Source organism: Paraburkholderia flava, from assembly GCF_004359985.1.
Lineage (GTDB): Bacteria > Pseudomonadota > Gammaproteobacteria > Burkholderiales > Burkholderiaceae > Paraburkholderia > Paraburkholderia flava.
Genome location: NZ_SMRO01000001.1, coordinates 962,096 through 983,576, shown reverse-complemented (window position 1 = coordinate 983,576; position 21,481 = coordinate 962,096). Strand labels below are relative to the sequence as shown.

Sequence of the window (21,481 nt, the reverse complement as noted above, 5' to 3'; positions counted from 1 at the left end):
CGTACGGGCTCGCACCACGATTAACCCGTCAGCGAGGTGTTGTACGTCGTGCCGCCGATCGCCACGTTCTTCAGCACGATCGCATTCACGTTCATCAGATAGATCGGACCCGGCGTCGTCGATGTGGCCGTGCCGTTGTTCACGGGCGTGCCGAGATCGCAGTCGGAGATCGTCACGTTGCTGATCGGCGGGACTGTCGGTGTTGGCGCAGGGCCGTTGTAGTCGGCGGCTACCGGACCTTGCGCGACGATCGCCTGGAAGCAGGAGCCGGTGAGGCCGCCCGTCGTCACGTTGCCCGCTTTCACGTTCGAGATGTTGATGTTGGTAACCACCGGCGGACTTTCCCGCACGGCGTCGCCTGCCGGCGAATAGTCGCAATCGAACGTGATGAGCCCGCCTTGCGATGCGGCCGGGTTCGAGCCTGCCGGTGACGTAACGCCCACCGGCGCCGATGCGGTGATCGGACTGCCGGCGATCATGTTGCTCGCACCGTAGCCCTTGCCGACCAGCGTCACGCCGTTCGGCAGCGTGACGCCGGTGATCCACACGTTCTGCACCGAGCCGCCGCGATTCATGTTCGTCTTGATGCGGATCGCGATGTTCAGCGGGTTGGTCTGCCAGTTCTCGTTCAGCATGTTCAGATCGCGTGCGTAGATGTTCTGCACGCCTGCGCTCATTTCGCTGCCGAGCGTGAGGCCGCCGTGGCCGCTGTTCATCGTGCAGTTCTGGATCACGTGATTCTGTGCCGGGCCGTATTCGATATCGAGTGCCTTGCCCGACTTGATCGCGATGCAGTCGTCGCCGGTGTTGAACGTGACGGTGTCGGCGAGCACGTTGTTGCAGGCGTCGGGGTCGAAGCCGTCGTTGTTCGGGCCGATGCTGTCGGCGAACACGCCACGGATCACGACGTTCTTGCAATCGGTCGGGTGGTGTTGCCAGAACGGAGTGTTCTGCGTGTGATAGTCCTCCATCAGCACGTTGGTGCAGCCGATGAATTCCACCATGCACGGCCGCAGAAAGTGGCCGTTGCCGAAGATGCGATCGGTGACGGGGACGCCGAGTTCGGACAACGCCGGCAGATAGTTCTGGTCCTGCGCCCACGACGTGCCGGTGTCGAGCAGCGGGAGGAGGGCGGCGGCATTCGGATTCGTCGTGACCGATGCACTGAGGCTCGTGAGCGCCGTGTTGTTCGGATTGACGTAGGCCTGCGACGGCGTCGACGATCCGGCGCAACCGTACGCGCCCGTCGTGCCCTTGTAGGTCCACCAGCACGACGTCGGGGTCGTGCCGTTGGCCTGCACGGGCGTCATCGCCTGGCCGTTGAGGATCGAGCTCGGTCCTTCGCCGGTCACGGCGATGTTGTTCTGCTGGAACGCGTAGACCGGCGAGCCGAAGTTGAGGCAGTCGTTGGCCTGCCAGCGGGTCCAGTACAGATTGCCGTTCGCAGTCGTGTGTGAGCCGCCCTTCGCATAGTCGGCCGGGTTGGGGCTGAAGTAGATCGTGCAGCCGGCGCTCAGATGGAAATTCACATTGGAGAGCAGAACGATCGGGCCGCCGCAGTACCAGTTCCCCGCAGGCACGACGACGCGTCCGCCGCCGGCCGAATTCGCCGCAGCGATCGCATCGTTGAATGCCGTGTATGAATCGAACGACGTGCCGGTCAGCGACGACGACACCATCAGCTCCGCGCCCGGACTCTCCGGCGATGCGCTCTGGCCGAGCCATGGGATCGCGGGACTCCACGCGGTCGCCTGTACGACCTGCGACGTGATGGGTTGCGCACCGAAACTCGTCACCTGGAAGTCGACGCTCGGGAACATCGATTGAGTGATCGCCGACAGCGACGAAATGATCTGGGTCGCTGCACCGCCAGTGCCCCAGATGGGATCGACGACCGGGGGCGTGGTCGATGCGGTGGACGTCGCCGTTCCGCTGATGCCGTTGCCGCCGCCGCATCCGGGCAACGTGCCCAGCAGCGCCGTTCCGGCCGACGCCCCGGCGAACATCATGAAGCTTCGCCGGGCCGGTGAACGAGGGGCATTATCACGAAAATAACTTATACGACAACCGATCTTTTTTCTGTTTTCGTTTGACATCCACGCGTCTCCAATTTATGCATCAAGTGATTGTTTTGTAATTGAATGCTGAGTTTTCGCTGATTTCCATGAATCCTGAGAAGTCATGTGTGTTAACGGTTGTCATACAACATAATGGACCGGATTGTTGGTTGTCAACCGGTCGTTGTCAATGGTGGTTGATGCGGAGGAGCAGGCGGCGGGGTGTCGGGAGAAGGGGGGAAGCGTCGGGGGCCAGGGAGGCCCCCGACGCGAAACGGCTAACGTCGCGTCACGATTCAGACCGACGACGTGCCTTGTGCAAGCGCTTCGACCTGGCTCGCCGACAACGCGCCGCGATAGATCCGGAAGTCATCGACGAGTCCGTTGAAAAACGGGTCCGCCGAAAACTGCGAACGTCCGATCCAGTTCTGCGCGGTCGGGCCGACGCGCCACGGAGCAAACGGAACATTGGCGACGCTGTTCGCTGCGACGCCGTTGATGTAGAGCGTCAGCGTCGTGCCCTGCAGCGTCACCGCGATGTGCGTCCATTGACCGGTCGGCAACGCAGCGGTGCCGTCGATGCGGTACTCGCCATACGATCCGTTGGTCGTGATCGCGAAGCGCACGCGATTGTTCGGACCACCCTTCGGCGACAGGTACATGTAGCGTCCCGTGCCCGAGCCGAAATCGAAAATGCGCTGCCATGCCGCGCCGCCGTTCCAGTTCACCCAGCTCGCGATAGTGAAGTCCGCCACGTCGACGATGAGATCGTCGGGCAGGTTCACATAGCCGGTCGAACCGTCGAGTGAAATCGCGTTGTTCGACTTGCCCGCCACGTGCGTGACGCCGCCGATGAGCGCACCTGTATGAGTGTTGCCGCTCGAATCGGCGGCTACGGTGCCGGTCGTTTCGTCGAACGTCAGCCACGTGTGCAACTGCACCGCAGTGACGGCGACCACTTCTGCCGAGTTCGCGCTTTCACCCGACGACGTCTGCGCGCTCACGACGTAGTACCAGGTGCCTGCCGATGGGCTGTCGGTGTACGTCAGCAGATCGGTGATGTTTTGCGCGATCGTCGTATAGGGGCCGCCTGACTTCGCCGCGCGCTTCACGTTGTAGCTCGTGCCGCTGGCCACGCCCCACCACGACAGCGCGACCTGTCCGGCTTCCGGCCACGCGGTCAGTCCGCTGGGCGCGGTGGCCGGTGTCGCGGGATCGCGCGTGAAGGTCAGCGTGCCGTAGCCCAGCTGATCGAATGGCCCGCTCGTGTTGCCGGTCGGGCCGCCTTCGGGCGCGACGTTTAGCGCCATCTTTTCTGTCCACGGCGCGGCCAGTCCCTTGCGATTCACGTAGTGGTTGTAGACGAGTGCCCAGCACGGACGCAGCGTCGGTTGCGAGGCGGTCGAAAGCTGTGTCTGCGTGACGTCGCGGTTCGAGTAGGTCAGATAGGGCACCGTGTAGATCGTCGTGCCGTCCGGTTCGTACAGATTGGACTTCGCGACATATTCCGCGCCGGCGAGAAAGCGGTTGTTGTCGTAGCCGTACAGATCGACGCCCTGATTCCACGCCATTTCGCAGATCGCGCCGGCGAGTGCGATGCCGAGCGTCGTGTGTCCCTGATCGCGGCCGGTCTCCTGCCATTGTCCGAGATAGCCGGGATGCAGATAGTAGACAGCCTGGCGGATCGCGCCGTTGCCGGTGCCGTAGAGGAAGTAGTTCACGGCCTGGTCGAACAGCGAATGATCGTCGCACAGCACGCCGATCGCCATCATCGATGCGATGTTGCACAGATCCCAGTTGGCCCAGTAATGCGTGATGTCCGTACCGTTGTGGCGATTCAGGAAGTCGAGGTTGGTCGGATAGAACACGTTCTTCATCATCGACTGGAAGGCGGCCAGGTTCGCCGCCGACAGACCCGGATAGGTCCGCATGATCTCGCCGACGATCGCGAACTCGTAGCCGTAGATGCCGGCAGCGAGATCGGCGTTCGTGTCGCCGGTGACCTGCGTCAGCGTCGACGACCAGTTGTTCATGATTTTCACTGCTGTGTCGGCGTGCGTCGTGTTGCCGGTGACCTTCCAGTACACCGCGTTCGCGTACGCGGCCGCGATGTTCTGCATCAGATGCGGATAGCTGCCGCCGGTCGCGGTCCGCGTGATGACCGACTGCGCGAGGAGCGTCTGGTTCGCGTTCGAGTGTCCGTTTCCGGTCAATGCCTGCCAGCCCTCGTACCACGGCGAAGTCTGCGCGCCGACTTTAGCTGCCATCCGGTCGAAGTCTGACTGCAGATGCAGCAGGCCTGGGTGCACGAAGGCCGCGCTCGTCGAGACATCGGCCTCGCCGGTCACTACTCGTGCCAACGCATCGTTCGCTGCGATAACCGCAGCCGATGCCGCGCTACGGCTTCCTGCCGCCGACGCGACCGGGCTCTCGCCGCCGCCGCATGCTGAGAGTGCAAGCGCGCCGAGGCTGTAGAGGAAGGTGCGGCGGGAAAGGGTGGTGGTGCTTGCGTCGTTGAGTTCGAGGCTTTGAGTGCTCTTCCGGGCGTGGGTCAATATGCTCTCCTGAGTTTGAACGATCGAGGCTGCGCAAACGTTTGCTCTTCGGTCGGCGCGATGGCCAGAGTAGACGTCAAGCCGCATTAACGGCTGAGGTCGAGAAGGGCTTGAGGAGAAAAATAAATCGCGCTGACATGTGTGTGACATGGAGGCCGTGGTCGGCGTCTCGACGCGGCTGGATGGGGCACTGACAATCAAAAGCGCGACCCTTCAAGTTCAACCGATATGGACAACCCAGGATTTGGGTTTTTGCCAATGAGCGATGGGCGGGACGCCTGCCTGCATTTCCCGCATGCGTTCCTGTCGGGAGAGTAGCTGATCGTATGAGCGCAACCGGCGCAACTCCCCGCGTCATTTTTTGAAGAACGGGAAGCGACGACCGGATGGAGCCCGACCGTCTATCGCGACAGGAAGGTCGTGCTTGTCAGTCTGCGGAAGGTTCACTTGCTGGTGCGTTACTCGCGAAATCGCGCGGACGATTGGGTCGTCGTGCTGCACGACAACCTTTGCGTCGTGACTCAGGATGCGGGCCGCGGGGGGATCAAAGAGCGCTCATATCGGGCCGTCGGAAAACGCAGTGAAGCGCCGCCTGTCACATCTCTCTCGTCGTGTTGCCTTCAGCATGCACGCGTACGCGAGCCTCGCGAAGGTCACCGCGCCGAACGATCGCCAGCAGTTCCTCCCGCGACTTCCCCACGAAGCTGCCGGAAGTCACACCCGACGGACCGCCATGCATCGGATGCGCGACCTGCGCAAACGCATGGCGCTTCATCCATTCGCCGTAACCCTTCACGACAAATCCCCCCGAGCGCGCGACGTACTCCTCGCGCGACGCTTCATAGACACGTCGCAGCGCAAACCACGGCACATGCGGCAAATCGTGATGCACCAGATGGTAGTTGTTGTTCAGGAACAGCAGCCGCCACAGCACACCCGCTTCGTTGATGACGGTCCGATGCTCGCGCGTATCCGCGAGGCGATGCTCATGAAACGATCGCACCGATGCAATCGACAGCGACGGATAACCGACACCGATCACAAACAGCCACGCAGAAATCCCGCAGAAGCGATCGAGCCACACGATCAACGCAGCAAGCGCTACGCCATGCGCGAGCCACGCGGGCACGTCGCGCAGATCGCCGGCGGCGATCTTGCGCAACGCATGCGTCGCGGTCGCGGCAATCGAGAACGCCGGTCCGAACAGTAGACGTCCCACGAACGTATTGCGTACGAGCAGCAGCGCACGCAACGGTGCACCTGCGTTGCGCCACGTGTCGTCGGCGACGAAATAGCTTTCGGGATCGAGTTCGGGATGCGTCAGATGCGTATCGTCGTGATGCCGCAGATGCGCATCGCGATAGATGCCGTACGGAAACCACACGGCGAGCGGTGCAAAACCGAGCAGCGCGTTGATCGTCCGCGAGCGGGTAGGGTGACCGTGCAGCAGTTCATGCTGCAACGACAGATACCACGCGCTGAACACCGCGAGCAATGCAATCGCAAAGGGCAGGCCGAGCATGCGCGCATGCGTCGCGATGCCGAACCATCCGCCGTAGATCGCGACGATCAGCAGCCACGTGGGCCACTCGGTGCGCCAGGTCCATGTCGAACGGAGACGGTCGAGTGCGCTGCGCTGGTTGTCGTCGAGATAGCGTGCCATCGGCTGGATCGGTCGGGCCCGGATGCCGGCGGCGTAGCGGCAGATCGTGCAGGTTCGGAGGAACACACGGGCAAAGCCCGGACGCGCAGTACGACCGATCCTATCGGCTCACTGCGCGGTGCAGAACCAATTTGTTGAGCAATGCTTGTGCGGCCCGATGGAAAGCCGCAGCGGCCCGCGTGGTGCGGGCTTTCGCGCGGGCTTTGCTAAGAAGCGGCGCCGGGACGTGCGACCCGGCACGCATGATCGAGCAGACCTTCGGCGGTGCCCGTGCCGTGGTCGAGATCGAGGTCGCTATTGAGGATCAGCCAGCCGTCCTTCTGAACCGACGCGCCCGCGCCGGTCACGAGAATGGTTTGAGTCGCCATCGCCTGAGTGGTCGCGTGATCGCGCGCGACGATCCGGAACGGGTCGTCTGCGCCGTCGATCGACGTCACGCGCATGATCCGGTAGCGCTTGCCGTCGACGGTGTCCCAGCGCCAGGTGCCGGGCGTATCGTCGTGATGTTTTGCGAGCGCATCGGTGACGTCGGTGCGCATGCAGTCGATGTGAATGTGCAGTTGATCCTGCGAGCGTCGAAACTGCGAGTTGATCTCGAGGCCGAGCTGGTTGTCGGCGAGCGTCTGTTTGACGGACGTCTCGACGAAGTGCCGCGAGGTCCACGCATCGCTCCAGTACGGCAGCAGATCCGGTGCGAGAATCGCAGGGCTTTCGATACCTGTAACGCGATCCGTCGGAATCAGCAGATGTTGTCCCTTGCCGGAGATGTCCTTCAGGATCGCATAGTGACGCGGCAGATCGACCTGCGCGCACTGGCTGCCGGTGCCGGCCTGCGCGGCGGGCACGCATTGCAGATAGACGATCTTCCACAGCGCGTCGTGATCGACGCCGGCGAGCTTCGCGCAGCCGGCCGCTGCTGCGGCGATCGCGAGGGCGCAGCCGAGTGTCGCGGCCCATGCGGGACCACGACGACGATTCGAGCGCGGAAAACGCAGCGCATTAAAGAGCCGAGTCATAAAACGTGTGAGCGTCATTCAAAGTACCGGTGCAGGCAGCGAGCCGAGCACCTGCTCGAACGCGATGCCGATGGCGAGCAGGCGGCGGTCGCTGCCCGTGGGTCCGTCGATTTCGATGCCGACCGGCAGACGCTCGCGCGTCATCCCCGCAGGCAGCGACAGGCCGGGAATACCAGCGTTGCTGCCGGGATCGGTGTTGCGCAGGTACGCGTTCATTTCGTCGACGGGCGGGCCGCCGTCGATCGATACCGTCGACGAGCCGTTGATCTCATCGAGCGGTACGGCCGCGAGACACGTCGTCGGAAACAGCAGCGCGTCGATCCGATGCGTGGCGAACGTCTGTGCATAGTGCTGTTGAAGCAGCGGTCGCGTGACGGTCAGCGCGTGGTGATATAGCGGGCCGAAGCGGTCGGAGACGATCAGGTCGTACGCACCGCGCACGTCGGGGCTCGCGATCTGCGCGGCGACTTCCTCGACGGTCTGTACCGGCGCGCGATTCGCGACGAGCCACGCCTTCAGATCCTCGCGCGGTTCGTGCAGCGCGATTGCCGCGCCGATCTGCGAGTTGAGCGGCAGCAACTGCGGCATGTCGACTGGAACGAACGTGACGCCTGCCGCTTCGAGTCGTTTGATCGCGGCCTGCGCGACCGCGTCGACGGACTTCGCGAGACCTTCCCACAGCTGTGCCGGCAGGCCGATCCGCACCTGCGCGAGATCGATCGCGGGTAATGTCGTGTCGCCGGTGATCACGCCGTCGAGCAGCGCGACGTCTTCGACGGTGCGTGCCATCGGGCCGACGGTATCGCGTGTGTGCGCGATCGGCACGACCGCGTTCGGGTCGTGATAGCGGCGCTCGTCGCCACCGTCGCCAACCGATGGACGAAAACCTGCGATGCCGGTCAGCGCAGCAGGAATCCGCGTCGAACCGCCGGTGTCGGTGCCGAGTCCGGCGGGCACGATGCGCGCGGCCACCGCCGCCGCCGTGCCACCCGATGAACCGCCGGGAATCAGGCTCGGGTCGTACGGGTTGCGTACGGGGCCGGCATGCTTCGCAAAATTCGTGCTGGTGATGCCGAGCGCGAGTTCGTGCATGTTGGCTTTGCCGAGAATGATCGCGCCCGCGTCGAGCAGCCGCTGCACAGAAGGCGCGTCATGCTCGGGAACAAACCCTTCGAGTGCAGGCGTGCCGGCCGAAGTCGGCAGGCCTCGCGTATTGATGTTGTCCTTGATGACGACGGGCAAGCCCGCGAGCGGCAGACGCGTGCGTTCGTCGGAGGTCAGTGCGTCGATGCGTCGGGCCTTGTCGAGCGCGCCTTCCATCGCGAGTGCGGTCAGCGCATTCAACTGTTCGAGTGCGGCTGCGCGTGCGAGCAATGTCGCGACATAGTCGATGGCCTTCAGACGGCCCGCGTGAATGGCCGCGACTGCTTCGGTTGCGGTGAGGGCGAGCTGTTCGTCGACGGTCAGGGCCATGGGCAGCGTTCCGGTTATTGCTTCATGTGATGAAGTGCCGCGCGACACGGATCGCGTCGGGCGGCAAGGTCGGCCAGAGGGACGTTCGGTACGGGGAAAGTGTCGTGACACGACACGCGATCTTCCGCGACGTCTGTCGATGTGTCGGGCATGGCGGACAAAAAAGCGCTCTGGATACGTGCGCCTATTCTGTCATAACCCTGTGACCGTAGCAGTAGCGGACCCGGCAATCCGCGGAGGCGTGCTTATTGCCGGTTGTCGATCCACATGCGTCCCCAGCGGAACGCATACGCGAGTGCGTGTTCTTCGTCGAAGAAGTAGTCGAGCGCGTCGAACGAATACGCGCGGGCGTGGCTGGCCGTGGCCTTCTCGATGGTCAGGTTGGCGGCGAAGAGACCGTTCGGCAGCCGCTGTGCGGCCGGGGCAACTTCATAGCCCTTGTAGGTGATGTGTCGATTCATGGTCGTCGCGATGATCGTGCCCGCGTCGCGTAGGAACACGCATGTCGACGATCGGAAAGTGAGCAGGCAGACACCAGCGTAGAAGGTGCCGTGTGCCGGGTGAACCAATCTTTCGTCGCAAGCAAATCATCTGCGGCCGGGAACGGTCTTCACGTCTTCACAGATTTGCAGTGGTGCTGCGCGATGCACTGGATTCGACTATCCGTCGCAGACCGAGGGCGGTCTGTTGGCTGGCGCACGCGACTCGAGGGATGCGTCGGGAGACGCACCGCTGCCGGCGGCAGGCTGGCGGGAGGGTGTTGCGATGGAGCGGCGCGGGCCGCTCCTTGTTCGTGCTGCTTAAACCGCGAGAGAAAGCAGACGCGCGGGGCGCGAATCGGCCTCGGCATGACCCGTCGCAGCGTGAGCAGCGACATCCGCCGCCTGCCGATGCGCGCCGAACGCTAGCGAGAACTCGGCGGCCTGGCGGCCCACTGTCGCGAGCTGGTCGACGACCTTCGGATCGGAGCAGGTGTCCACGCTGTCGAAGCGGGTTTCGAGTGTATTGATGCCGGCACCGAACGGCGTGGGCCAGCCGCGCAGCGCATGCACGATCGAGCGCAGCGACGTGAGCACCGAGCCGGCAGCCTGCCACCCATATGCAGTGACGATGCAACCGACCGCGCGCCCGTCGAGATACGGACGGTCGTCGGCGCGCAGTTCTTCGAGCGTGTCGAGCGCGTTTTTCACGAGACCGGAGACGCCGCCGTGATAGCCGGGCGTCGCGATGACGAGCGCGTCCGCCTCGCGGACCGCTTCGATCAGCTCGAGCTGTTCGGCGGTGCGTTGTGTGCTTTCGGGCGCGTAGTGCGGCAGCCGGTGCAAAAATTCGCCGCCGAACAGACGCGTGCGCGCGCCGGCTTCTTCGGCGCCGCGCAGCGCGAAACCGAGGGCACGCTCGGTCGACGATGCGGCGCGCGTCGTGCCGCCGATACCGACGACAAGAGGCCGGCGATGATGATCGAAACTGGTCAACTGAATGCTCCTTCTGAAGCGGCAGCCGGCGGCGCGCAGGGCTGTGCGCGGGGCCGCCATCGAACTGCCATCTTAGTGACCGATGGTAGCAGCGCGAACCGACATATTCTGATAACGATATACGCGAGCAGGGTTATCGGTCCGCGCAACTACGCTGCGAGATGCTGCGCATGAACGCATCGATTTGCTTATCGGAAAGCATTCGTTGGAGCGAAGCAGCGCGCGCCGCTATGATCGAATCGTCTCCTCCATGACAACTCCTTGACATGGGATTGAGCCCCGGCATCGGCGATACCGGGGCTCTTTTTTTTGTGCGCGTTTGTCGTGTGCGATAAGTCGGCATGCCAGGTATCATCGTCGTGTCGATACCCATCCGATGCGCGGGAGTCATGCGAATGCAAACGAAGCAGCTGGAGAACGAATACGAAATCTCGACCGACCGTGATCGTCTGAACGTCGAGGTCATTCACCGCTTTCTCGCCGAGGAGAGTTACTGGTCGATAGGGATACCGAGAGCGACCGTCGAAAGAGCGATCGAGCATTCGCTTTGCTTCGGTGTGTACCATCGCGACGATCAGGTCGGATTCGCGCGCGTCGTGACGGACCAGTCGACATTCGCGTTGCTCGCCGATCTGTTCATCCTCGAGCCGCATCGAGGCAAAGGGCTGTCGAAGCAACTGATGCAATGCGTGATCGACCACGAAGATCTGCAAGGCCTGAGACGCTGGCTGCTGTTGACCTCGGATGCACACGAGCTGTATCGCCAGTATGGTTTCGCGGAACTCGGCAATCCGTCTCGCTTCATGGAGATCCTCAAGCAGGACATCTATCGCGCGCGGTAACCGCCGATCTGCATCCCCCGATAGCGGGGTAATCCCTCGCCCCGCACACCCGATCCGCCGAATCCGCCGCCGATCTTTCAAAACGCGACATCGCCATCGCGTCGCAGTGCACTGCACCATCCTCTTCGAGCCTTATGCCACAAGGCTCTATGCGTCCCGCAAACGTCCGTGCTTTTCCCGCTGTGTCGCATTTTCGCAAGCGTCTGTCGGAATTAGTCGGCTAGTCGAGGTTTTTTCTGGCAACTATGTATGCATATTGTGCGGGCCGGCGCCTGCACCACGAGGAGATGGAGTCGATGAATTCCCCTAAGGTCGTGGTCGAAGGTTTATGTAAGGTGTTTGGAGCCAATCCCCGGCTCGCGCTCGATATGCTCGCGAGTGGCTCAACCAAGGACGAAGTGTTCGCGAAGACCGGTCATGTGGTCGGCGTGCACGACGTGTCCTTCGATGTGCAGGAGGGCGAGATCTTCGTGCTGATGGGCCTGTCGGGCTCCGGCAAATCGACGCTGATCCGCCTGATCAACCGGCTCGTCGAACCGACCGCAGGCAAGGTGCTGATCGACGGTCGCGACGTTGCCGCCGTGCGTCGCTCCGAACTGACCGCGCTGCGTCGCACCGACATGAGCATGGTGTTCCAGTCGTTTGCGCTGATGCCGCAACGCACGGTGCTGTCGAACGCGGCGTTCGGTCTCGAAGTGGCCGGCATGGGCCGCAAGGTGCGCGAGAAACGTGCGCTCGACGTGCTCGAACAGGTCGGCCTCGCGCCGTTCGCGAACAAGCTGCCGGCGGAACTGTCGGGCGGCATGCAGCAGCGCGTCGGTCTCGCACGCGCACTCGCGGTGAACCCGTCGCTGATGATCATGGACGAGGCGTTCTCCGCACTCGATCCGCTCAAGCGCAAGGAAATGCAGAACGTGCTGCTGGAACTGCAGAAGAGCCAGCGCCGCACGATCATGTTCGTGTCGCACGATCTCGAGGAAGCGCTGCGTATCGGCAACCGCATCGCGATCATGGAAGGCGGCCGCGTCGTGCAGATCGGCACGCCGCAGGACATCATCGCGAACCCCGCCGACGATTACGTGCGCGCGTTCTTCGAAGGTGTCGATACGAGCCGCTATCTGACGGCCGCCGACATGATGCAGACCAACGAGGTGCCGCTCGTGCGTAACCTCGATGCATCGAGCGTCGCCGAGTCGCTGAACGGCAGCGCCGAGTATGCGTTCGTGCTCGATGCTGAGCGACGCATTCGCGGCTTCGTCACGCGCGATACGCTCGGCAATGCGACGCCGGATCTGCGCAAGATCGAATGCATCTCGCACGGCGCGTCGCTCGATCATGTTGTGTCGCGTGTCTGCGAGAGCACGACCGCATTGCCGGTCGTCGACGACGAGGGCTGCTACTGCGGCTCGGTCGATCGCGCCATCGTCCTCAAGGTTCTCACCCGCAGTCGAGGTTCCCATGTCTGAGATCATTCCGCTCGGCCGTTGGGTCGACGACGGCGTCCACTATCTGCTCGATCACGACGCGAACACGTTCGATGCGATCGGCAGGACGATCGAGAGCTTCGCCGCAGCGATCGAGCATGGCCTGCAGGCCGTCCCGATGTGGGCGCTGATGGCGTTCTTCATCGGCATCGGGCTGTGGCGTGTTGGCTGGCGCTTCGCGATCTTCACGACGCTGTCGCTGCTACTGATCTACGCGACCGGGTTCTGGGACGAGACGGTCATCACGCTCGGCCTGACGTTATCGTCCACCTTGATCAGCCTCTTGTTCGGCATTCCGCTCGGCATCTGGACCGCGAAGAACAAACATGTGTCGATGATCGTGCGGCCGATTCTCGACCTGATGCAGACGATGCCCGCATTCGTCTACCTGATTCCGGCGGCGATGCTGTTCGGCCTCGGCCGCGTGCCGGGGATTCTGTCGACGGTGATCTTCGCGATGCCGCCGGCCGTGCGTCTGACGAGCCTCGGCATTCGCCATGTGAACCGCGAGATCGTCGAAGCAGGGCAGGCATTCGGCTGCACGCCGTGGCAGCTGCTGTACAAGGTGCAGTTTCCGAACGCGCTGCCGTCGATCATGCAGGGCGTGAACCAGACCATCATGATGGCGCTGTCGATGGTGATCATCGCGTCGATGGTCGGCGCCGGTGGTCTCGGCAACGACGTGCTTGCGAGTATTCAGCGTCTCGACATCGGGCTTGGTTTTGAGAGCGGCTTGTCGGTGGTGCTGCTCGCGATCATTCTGGACCGCATCACCGAGAGCTTCGGCCGTACGCCGGGCACCGCGATCGCGCCGCGTTTTGCAGGCCTGCGCAATGTGATGCGCGTGCGCCGCGCGGAGCCGGCTACGCAAAGCTGATTTTGTCTTGCCGCTGCACGTGTTGCGCTGAATGCGCGACACGTGCAGCAAAGCCGCCGTTTCAGGTTGTGCGAAAGGGCTTCCACCTTCGCGCCAAAAACATACCGTGTGCATCATGGAGAGCGACGTGACGTCCGCCACGACTGAATCGCCGTTGTCGGGTCTTGCGCATTTCGGGTTTCTCACGCTGCCGAGTTTTTCGATGATCGCGTTCACGAGCGCGATTGAAGTGCTGCGCATGGCGAACTACGTCGGCCGCGAGCAACACTACCGGTGGTCTGTCCTCACGCCCGACGGCGCTCCTGTGCGGGCGAGCAACGGTATGGCAGTACGACCGACGCGCACGCTCGAAGAAGCGGGCATGCCGGACGTGTTGATCGTTTGCGGCGGCACGCAGATCCGCAGCGCAGTCGATGCGAACATCAAGACACTGCTCGGCGACGTCGCGCAGCAGGGCGTGCCGCTCGGCGGCATCTGCACCGGCGCGTACGCGTTGATGTCGGCGGGACTGCTCGACGATTATCGCTGCACCGTGCATTGGGAAGATCTGTCCGTGCTGCACAAGGAATTTCCGCGCGTGCAGTTTGCCGACGAACTGTTCGTGATCGATCGCGATCGGTTGACCTGCACCGGTGGCACCGCGCCGCTCGATCTGATGCTCCATGTGGTCGGCAACCGGCTCGGACAGAATCTTGCCGCGCAGGTGTCCGAACAGTTCATCCTCGAACGCATTCGCAGCGCAAGCGACCCGCAACCGATTCCCGTCGATGCGCGGGTCGGATTCTCGCGTGCCGAGCTGATCGAAGTCGTTCGTTTGATGGAAGCGAACATCGAAGAACCGCTGTCGCTCGAAGAACTCGCGCGACTCGTGCAACTGTCGCAGCGGCATCTGCAGCGGATGTTCAAGATTTATCTGAGCGTGTCGCCGACGCATTACTACCTGTCGTTGCGACTGCGTCGCGCGCGCGATCTGCTGCGCACGACCGATGCGTCGATTGCGCGGGTGACAGCGGTTTGCGGTTTTCATTCGCCGTGCCATTTCAGCAAGGCGTATCGCGCGCAGTTTGGGCATGCGCCGAGCGTCGAGCGGCGGCAACCCCATTAAGCAACTTTCACACACCACGCACTACTAGCAATAAAAACCTGAGGAGAAGTCATGAAACAGAAATTGCTGGCGGCTGCCTGCGTGCTTGGCGTTGCCGCCATGTCCGCTCACGCGGCCGATCCTGCTGTATGCCGTAACGTGCGCTTCGCGGACGTCGGATGGACCGACATCGCTGCGACGACCGGGCTTGCGTCGACGGTGTTCGAAGGGCTGGGGTATCACCCGACGAAGACCATCGCATCGGTGCCGATCACGTTCGCGGGGATCAAGAGCAAGCAGATCGACGTGTTTCTCGGCTACTGGGCGCCGACGATGGACCCGATCATCGCGCCGTTCGTGAAGGCCGGCACGATCAAGGTGCTGAATCCGGCGAACCTGACCGGCGCGAAGTACACGCTCGCAGTGCCTGATTACGTGTACAACGGCGGCCTGAAAACCTTCGCCGACATCCAGAAGTACGCGGACAAGCTGGATGGCAAGATCTACGGGATCGAGCCGGGCAACGACGGCAACGCGCTGATCAAGAAGATGATCGACGGCAACCAGTTCGGACTCGGCAAGTTCAAGATGGTCGAATCGAGCGAGGCGGGCATGCTGGTCGAAGTGAACCGCTCGATCCGTGAAAAGAAGTGGATCGTGTTCCTCGGCTGGGAACCGCATCCGATGAACGTGCAGATGAAGATCGATTATCTGAGCGGTGGGGATGATGTTTTTGGGCCTAATTATGGTGAGGCGAAGGTGTTTACCGCGACGCCGCCGGATTATGCGGCGCGTTGTCCTAACGCGGCCAAGCTCGTTTCGAATCTGCACTTCACTACCGCGATCGAGAATAACGTGATGGTGCCGATCATGAATAAGGTCGATCCGAATAAGGCTGCGCTGGACTGGTTGAAGGCTAATCCGCAGGTTCTTAGTCAGTGGTTGGCGGGGGTGACTACCGTTGATGGGAAGGATGGGTTGCCGGCGGTTAAGGCTTATATTGCGGCGCATTGAGTTGAGGATTGCACCGCGCAGTTGAGCGGTGCGGTGGTTGGATGGGCGTGAAGCGGGCCGAGAGGCTGGGCTTCACGCCCTTTGTTTTTTTGGATGCGTCGCAGTGATATTCTCGCTGCTTGCCGTCGGCCTGCGATACGAGATTCTCCCGGTTTCGAAATCATTGTGCCTGGCTGACGCGTCCTTGACGGCAATAACCTGGTTATGCTCGGCGTCAGTCGATTTGAATGGCTGCGCATCGTGGATGTGATGCGATTTTCTTGAACGATTTGTTAGAGCTTTGACTATGCTTACCCGCTCGAAGACTGCGGACACACTCCGTTTCGTTATCGTCGAAGGCGTGATCAAATTCGGGATTCCGAGTGCGCTGGTCTACATGCCACTACAGTATGTGTTGAAGCACAAACTCGGCCGCGAAGAACTGCTCGCCGCTGCCATATTTTCTTTGACCAGCGGCGTCTTGTATGGCATTGCGCAGTGTATTGTGCCGAAGATGCGACGAGGAAAGCCGCCGGGCACCAAGGAGATCATTTTGTGGGCAGGGCTTGCGATCGGTCTGGCGACTTTCTTTGTCGTGAAGTCCATGTAAGGGCTCTGCAGAAGACTGTGTGGTGTGTCTAACGATGTACCCGATTGAGAAGGGCATAAAGCGGGTTGGGAGACTGCGCTTCATGCCCTTTGTTTTTTGTGGAAACGCACGCGTGGATCAACCTGTTGTGCCGCGGTTCTTGGCCAGGATGAGACAGTCGACCACAGGACCAATATCGTCGACAATCGAACTGCTAGCACGCATCGCGAGAGCGGATTGGCTCGGCACGAGGGCTTAACTCATACAGGACGCGACAGAATGAAAATGGATGCATTTGCGTTTGGCACGACCAACTGGTCGGAAGTCGAAAAGGCAGAGCACCGAGGGGAAGTCGGCATAGCTTACTGGCGGACGCGTTTTTTTGGTGATATGCCGAATCAAATCCGCGTGAGGATGGTGGAATATACGCCTGGCTATCTGGCAGATCATTGGTGCCAAAAAGGACATATTCTCTTTTGCATGGAAGGCGAACTGGAAACTACGCTCGAAGACGGGCGGAAGTTCATTTTGACAGCGGGGATGAGCTACCAGGTCGGCGACAATGCGGAGCCACATCAGTCCTATACCAGGACAGGCGCCAAGCTTTTCATTGTTGACTGAACTGCGCGTTCAAGTGAATGGGTACGTCCGCTTTCAGGCAGCGCGGACGTCCCTAACGGGTCGGCTACGGGCGGTCACAATAACTTTGACGCACTGCTTGGGCACTCGCGGCGCGGTTACGCGAAAACGCTTGATTTTTGACGTGCGCAGTCGCGATAACCATGGCGCCACGTTAGCCATCACGGCACATGGATTGCTCACTTGCTGCAACGGCCGAACATTTCGCTCGGCATTTTTTCGCAGAATAACTCCATGAAACAGGCGCTCAATCATCTCAACATCGAGACTCCCGGCTGCGGGCTGTTCGACATAACGTCGGACATTCAAAGCTGGGTAGGCCGCCAGTCGATCCAGACCGGTCTGCTGACCGTCTTCTGCCGTCACACGTCAGCATCGTTACTAATCCAGGAAAACGCCGACCCCTCGGTACGACGCGATCTAGAAGCGTACTTCGAGGCAATCGCGCCGGAAGACCCTGACCGCTACGAGCACGACACCGAAGGCGCGGACGACATGCCCGCGCATCTACGCGCAGCGCTCACACAGGTGCAGTTGACGATCCCAGTCGAACGCGGGCGGCTAGTGCTCGGAACGTGGCAAGGGATCTACCTGTTCGAGCATCGCCGCGCCGCGCATCGGCGGGATGTAGTCGTGCATTTGCTAGGAGAGTGACGACGGAGTACGCCCCATCAAAACCGATGCTGAATCCCCGCAGTAACCCCCGTCTGCGAATCCGAAGCCCCAGTCAAATCACGCGACAGACTCACCTTCTGATCATGCCGGGCCATCGCATACCCACCAGCCACATACAACACCGTCCGCTTCGACAACGCATACTGCGCACGCAGCGAGAACAACGTCGGATCGGCATCGTTACCGTCCTTGATGTCCTGATGATAGACCGCGCCATACAGCGTGAAATACGGCGTGAATTCGTACAGCCCGCCGATCCAGTACATATCGCTGCGTAACGTCGCCGCTGTCGTATTGAACGTGCGTCGGTAATTACGATAACCGGCCATCGCCTTAGCCGGACCAAAGTCGTAGCTCAGACCCGCGTGAATGCCCTGAATGTAGTTCGTCGTATCGGCAGGCGTCACGCTATCGTTCGCGCCGTTCTGCCGGTCGAACGTAACGACGGCAGCAAACGGACCATTACCGTAGCCAATCGCGAAGTCGTACTTCGAACTCGACTTCATACTGCCCGGCACATTGCCGAAGCCGTACATCGCGCCAAACTTGAACCCAGAGAATTCGCCGTCATAGCGCACCGCATTCGCCGAGCGCGAGAACAGTCCGTCCTTGCGGCCGCCGCTCGCGGTCGACGACGTCGCCCACGAATAGTTCGGCGCGTAACCCATCGGGTCGAACGGCAGCATGTAGTCGTAGGTGGTCGTGAACGTGCGACCGAGCGTCACCTGACCGAAGCGGTTCTTTAGTCCGATCGTCGCGCGACGGTCGAAGAGGGCACCGGGGCCGTCATCGAGCGAGCCGTTCGCGACGTTGATCCCGCTCTCCAGATTGAAGACCGCCTTGAGGCCGCCACCCAGATCCTCAACACCCCGCAATCCCCAGCGCGATGTGTTCTTGCCGCCGGACACGAGCCGCGCAGCACCACCGTCCTTGCCCGCGTGATTCACATACTCGACACCCGCGTCGACAATCCCGTACAGCGTCACGCTCGACTGCGCGTGTGCCGTGCCCCCGATGCATGCAACCCCCGCGCACGACACGCCGAATGCGACCTTACTCAAACTCCGTTTCATTGCGATCTCCAATTGTTGTGTTGAAACTGCCCACCTTTTTTTACCTTCGACAAACCCACCTAACTCGCCTGCGCAAACGCCCAGCAATCGTTAGCCGGAAACTCGAGCCAGTGCTCGCCCGCCGCGCGCGGCACATGGCCGAACGCGCGCAATCGCAGCGCGCCGCAATGAAACAGGTATTCCCAGCGATCGCCGAGATACATCGACGTGACGAGTTCCGCACGCAGTCGATTCGCGCCCGGTGCATCGGCGACCTGCACGCGTTCGAGCCGGATCACCGCCTGCGCGGGTTGGCCCGCGCTGAGCGTTTCGCGCGCGCGGGCTTCGAGTTGCCAGCCGTCGCCGGCGAGCGTCACGCGTTCGCCATCGACCGATGCAACCCGCGCATCGATCCGGTTATTGCTGCCCATGAATTCGGCGGTGTAGAGCGAACGCGGCGCGCCGTAGAGTTCGGCCGGCGTCCCTTCCTGTTCGATGCGGCCGTTGCGCAGCAGCAGGATGCGATCGGACATCGCCATCGCTTCGGTCTGGTCGTGCGTCACGCACAACGCAGACAGTCCAAGCGACACGATCAGCTCGCGCAACCACGCGCGCGCTTCCTCGCGCAGCTTCGCGTCGAGGTTCGACAGCGGTTCGTCGAGCAGGATGACGGGCGGGTTGTAGACCAGCGCGCGTGCAATCGCGACGCGCTGCTGTTGTCCGCCGGACAGTTGATACGGATAGCGTGCAGCCAGATGACCGAGGCCAAGCTGATCGAGTGCGTGCTGCACGCGCTGTTTCGTTTCGGCGGCGGAGACGCGGCGCAGCTTCAATCCATAGCCGACGTTCTCGGCGACGGTCCGATGCGGCCACAGCGCATACGACTGGAACACGAGTCCGAGCGAGCGTTGTTCGACCGGCAGATCGATCTGTGCGTCACCATCGCCGTCGAAGAACACCTGCGAATCGAGCTGGATGCGGCCCGCCGACGGCTGTTCGAGTCCGGCGACCGCGCGCAGCAGCGTGGTCTTGCCACTGCCCGATGCGCCGAGCAGGCACACCACTTCGCCTGCCTTCAGTTCGAACGACACGCCCTTGAGAATCGGATTCGCGCCGTAGCTAAGAACGAGATTGTCGACCGTGAGCTTATCCATGCAGTTTCACTCCGAAGCGCAACGCGACGCCGAGTCCGGCGCCGACCATCGCGATGTTGATGACAGAAAGCGCCGCGACCTGATCGACTGCACCGGCCGCCCACAGCGACACGAGTAGCGAGCCGATCACTTCGGTGCCCGGCGACAGCAGATAAACCGCAGTCGAGTACTCGCGCTCGAAGATCATGAAAATCAGCAGCCATGCCGCGAGCAGGCCGAAGCGCACGAGTGGCAGCGTCACGTCGAGGCTCACGCGCGCCCGCGTGCCGCCGACGCTGCGGCCCGCTTCCTCGAGTTCGGGACCGACCTGCATCAGCGCGCTCTGGATCAGCCGCATTCCGTACGCGAGCCACACGACCGTGTACGCGATCCAGATGCTCCACATCGAGTTCTTCAGCTCCTTGAGGCCGGGGATGAACAGGAAGATCCACAGGAACGCGAGGCCGGCGAGCAGGCCGGGCACTGCGCGCGGCAGCAGCACGAGGTAGTCGAGTACGCGCGTCGCCCAGTCGTGATGTCGGTGACCGGCGAACGCGACCAGCGTGTAGAAGCCGACCGCAAGCGCACCGCCGATCACGCCGATGCCGAGCGTGTTGAAAATCGCGCGTACGAGGTTGTCCTGTTCGAACAGTTCGGTGAAGTGCGCGAGCGTCAGTACTTCGAGCAGGTTTACGCCTTCGCCCCACGTCGTGACGAACGAGCGCAGCACGATGCCGGAGAGCGGTACGAACACGGTCAGCAGCAGCCACAGCGCGACGATCGCGAGCGCGATCCAGCGCCACGCGCCGAGCGGCAACACGGTCTGACGGCCTGCCTTGCCCTTGACGGTGACGAAGCGGTTCGCGCTTTTCAGGAGGCGCCGCTGCAACAGCACGAGCGGGAACGTGATCGCGACGATGCACACGGCGACTGCCGCCATCAGGTGATACGACGGCACGCCGAGCTTGTTGGTCAGTTTGTACAGATACGTCGCGAGTACGAGGTGGCCTTCGGGGTCGCCGAGCACGAGCGGCAGGCCGAACACTTCGAACCCGAGAAAGAACACCAGCACGCCGGCGAACAGCAGTGCGGGCATCGTCATCGGCAGGCTGACGTCGAGTGCAACGCGCAGCGGTCGCGCGCCGGCAATGCGCGCGGCTTCCTCGACGTCGGAGCCGAGATTGCGCAGTGCCGCCGACGAATACAGGTACACGTGCGGCACATGCGTGAGGCCGACGATCACGGTGATCGCGAGAATCGAGTAGACGTTCCACGGTACGTCGGATACGCCGAACAGCGTCTTCCACCACACCGAATAGAAACCGACCGGACCGGCCGCGACCACGTAGCCGAACGCGAGCACCATCGGCGACACGAACACCGGCGTCAGCAGCAGCGGTTCAAGCCAGCGTCGGCCGGGCAGGTTGGTGCGCACCATCAGGAACGCGAGTATGCCGCCGAGCGGGATCGAGATGAACAGCATGCCGCCCGCGATCGTGAACGAGTTCGTCAGCGCGGACCAGAAATCAGGATCGCTGAAAATGAATTCGAAACCGGCGATGCCGAGGCTGCGTTTCGCGTCGAAGAACGGCGCGTTCAGCAGACTCTGGAACACGATGAAGCCGAGCGGCAACGCGACCGCGACCGTCAGCACCGAGAGCACGAGCCAGCGCAGCAGCCCGACGAACGGCCGCAGACCGCCGCGCGGCAACGCGCCGATGGTGCCCGTCGTACCGGTACGCGTGCGCTCCAGGACGTCGCGCTGCACGCTTGCGCCAGATGAAGGCATGAGTGTTCCCCTGCGGCGCGCGAGCCGCATGTCGATCGAATGGAATGGAGGGTTGAGGCGTTCGCGTGGGTGACGACAGGCGCGA

At 62.2% G+C, this 21,481-nt stretch carries 18 protein-coding genes; 8 read left to right on the top strand and 10 right to left on the bottom strand.

The features are described from left to right. Window positions 1–20 precede the first annotated feature (20 nt). From E1748_RS04325 to E1748_RS04295, 7 genes are all read right to left on the bottom strand, one after another. Window positions 21–2,096 (bottom strand): glycoside hydrolase family 28 protein, encoded by a 2,076-nt coding sequence (locus E1748_RS04325; RefSeq protein WP_240766314.1) that lies wholly within the window; start codon window positions 2,094–2,096, stop codon window positions 21–23. Window positions 2,097–2,353: 257 nt separating this feature from the next. Further along, a complete protein-coding gene (locus tag E1748_RS04320; RefSeq protein WP_240766312.1) occupies window positions 2,354–4,612 on the bottom strand; it encodes a LamG-like jellyroll fold domain-containing protein in 2,259 nt (752 codons plus the stop codon). A 595-nt stretch (window positions 4,613–5,207) separates the two neighbouring features. Beyond that, complete coding sequence (locus E1748_RS04315; RefSeq protein ID WP_133645900.1) at window positions 5,208–6,275, bottom strand: fatty acid desaturase; 1,068 nt, start codon at window positions 6,273–6,275, stop codon at window positions 5,208–5,210. A 206-nt stretch (window positions 6,276–6,481) separates the two neighbouring features. Next, window positions 6,482–7,291 carry a CDP-diacylglycerol diphosphatase gene (locus E1748_RS04310; protein ID WP_133645899.1) on the bottom strand — a complete coding sequence of 270 codons (810 nt, stop codon included), beginning with the start codon at window positions 7,289–7,291 and terminating at the stop codon, window positions 6,482–6,484. A gap of 18 nt (window positions 7,292–7,309) precedes the next feature. Continuing rightward, the gene (iaaH, locus tag E1748_RS04305; protein WP_133645898.1) at window positions 7,310–8,764 is read right to left on the bottom strand and encodes an indoleacetamide hydrolase; all 1,455 of its coding nucleotides are present in this window, start codon (window positions 8,762–8,764) and stop codon (window positions 7,310–7,312) included. Between the two features lie 245 nt (window positions 8,765–9,009). Beyond that, a complete protein-coding gene (locus tag E1748_RS04300; protein ID WP_133645897.1) occupies window positions 9,010–9,225 on the bottom strand; it encodes a transcriptional regulator in 216 nt (71 codons plus the stop codon). Between the two features lie 339 nt (window positions 9,226–9,564). Then, window positions 9,565–10,239 carry an NADPH-dependent FMN reductase gene (locus E1748_RS04295; RefSeq protein WP_133645896.1) on the bottom strand — a complete coding sequence of 225 codons (675 nt, stop codon included), beginning with the start codon at window positions 10,237–10,239 and terminating at the stop codon, window positions 9,565–9,567. Window positions 10,240–10,634: 395 nt separating this feature from the next. On the opposite strand from E1748_RS04295, the gene E1748_RS04290 reads away from it, so the two are divergent. The 8 genes from E1748_RS04290 to E1748_RS04255 all read left to right on the top strand — a co-directional run bounded on the left by E1748_RS04290 (window position 10,635) and on the right by E1748_RS04255 (window position 17,401). After that, a complete protein-coding gene (locus E1748_RS04290) occupies window positions 10,635–11,081 on the top strand; it encodes a GNAT family N-acetyltransferase (RefSeq protein WP_133645895.1) in 447 nt (148 codons plus the stop codon). Window positions 11,082–11,377: 296 nt separating this feature from the next. Beyond that, on the top strand, window positions 11,378–12,547 hold the full coding sequence (locus E1748_RS04285; RefSeq protein ID WP_133645894.1) for a quaternary amine ABC transporter ATP-binding protein: 1,170 nt from the start codon (window positions 11,378–11,380) through the stop codon (window positions 12,545–12,547). Further along, window positions 12,540–13,442 (top strand): choline ABC transporter permease subunit, encoded by a 903-nt coding sequence (gene choW, locus E1748_RS04280; RefSeq protein ID WP_133645893.1) that lies wholly within the window; start codon window positions 12,540–12,542, stop codon window positions 13,440–13,442. The genes E1748_RS04285 and choW overlap by 8 nt, the downstream gene beginning before the upstream one ends. 115 nt (window positions 13,443–13,557) lie before the next feature. Next, complete coding sequence (locus E1748_RS04275) at window positions 13,558–14,547, top strand: GlxA family transcriptional regulator (protein ID WP_133645892.1); 990 nt, start codon at window positions 13,558–13,560, stop codon at window positions 14,545–14,547. 51 nt (window positions 14,548–14,598) lie between these two features. Beyond that, complete coding sequence (locus E1748_RS04270; protein ID WP_133645891.1) at window positions 14,599–15,540, top strand: choline ABC transporter substrate-binding protein; 942 nt, start codon at window positions 14,599–14,601, stop codon at window positions 15,538–15,540. A 286-nt stretch (window positions 15,541–15,826) separates the two neighbouring features. Then, on the top strand, window positions 15,827–16,129 hold the full coding sequence (locus tag E1748_RS04265; protein WP_133645890.1) for a hypothetical protein: 303 nt from the start codon (window positions 15,827–15,829) through the stop codon (window positions 16,127–16,129). 258 nt (window positions 16,130–16,387) lie between these two features. After that, window positions 16,388–16,729, top strand: coding sequence for a DHCW motif cupin fold protein (locus tag E1748_RS04260; RefSeq protein WP_133645889.1), 342 nt, complete (start codon window positions 16,388–16,390; stop codon window positions 16,727–16,729). Window positions 16,730–16,981: 252 nt separating this feature from the next. After that, window positions 16,982–17,401 carry a secondary thiamine-phosphate synthase enzyme YjbQ gene (locus E1748_RS04255; RefSeq protein ID WP_133645888.1) on the top strand — a complete coding sequence of 140 codons (420 nt, stop codon included), beginning with the start codon at window positions 16,982–16,984 and terminating at the stop codon, window positions 17,399–17,401. Between the two features lie 17 nt (window positions 17,402–17,418). On the opposite strand, the gene E1748_RS04250 is transcribed toward E1748_RS04255, so the two are convergent. From E1748_RS04250 to E1748_RS04240, 3 genes are read right to left on the bottom strand one after another with little or no spacing between them, the layout of a single operon-like run. Beyond that, window positions 17,419–18,495, bottom strand: a complete 1,077-nt coding sequence (locus tag E1748_RS04250; RefSeq protein WP_133645887.1) for a porin — start codon at window positions 18,493–18,495, stop codon at window positions 17,419–17,421. 59 nt (window positions 18,496–18,554) lie between these two features. Then, a complete protein-coding gene (locus tag E1748_RS04245; protein ID WP_133645886.1) occupies window positions 18,555–19,628 on the bottom strand; it encodes an ABC transporter ATP-binding protein in 1,074 nt (357 codons plus the stop codon). Beyond that, window positions 19,621–21,396, bottom strand: coding sequence for an ABC transporter permease (locus tag E1748_RS04240; RefSeq protein ID WP_133645885.1), 1,776 nt, complete (start codon window positions 21,394–21,396; stop codon window positions 19,621–19,623). The genes E1748_RS04245 and E1748_RS04240 overlap by 8 nt, the downstream gene beginning before the upstream one ends. Between the last annotated feature and the right edge of the window lie 85 nt (window positions 21,397–21,481).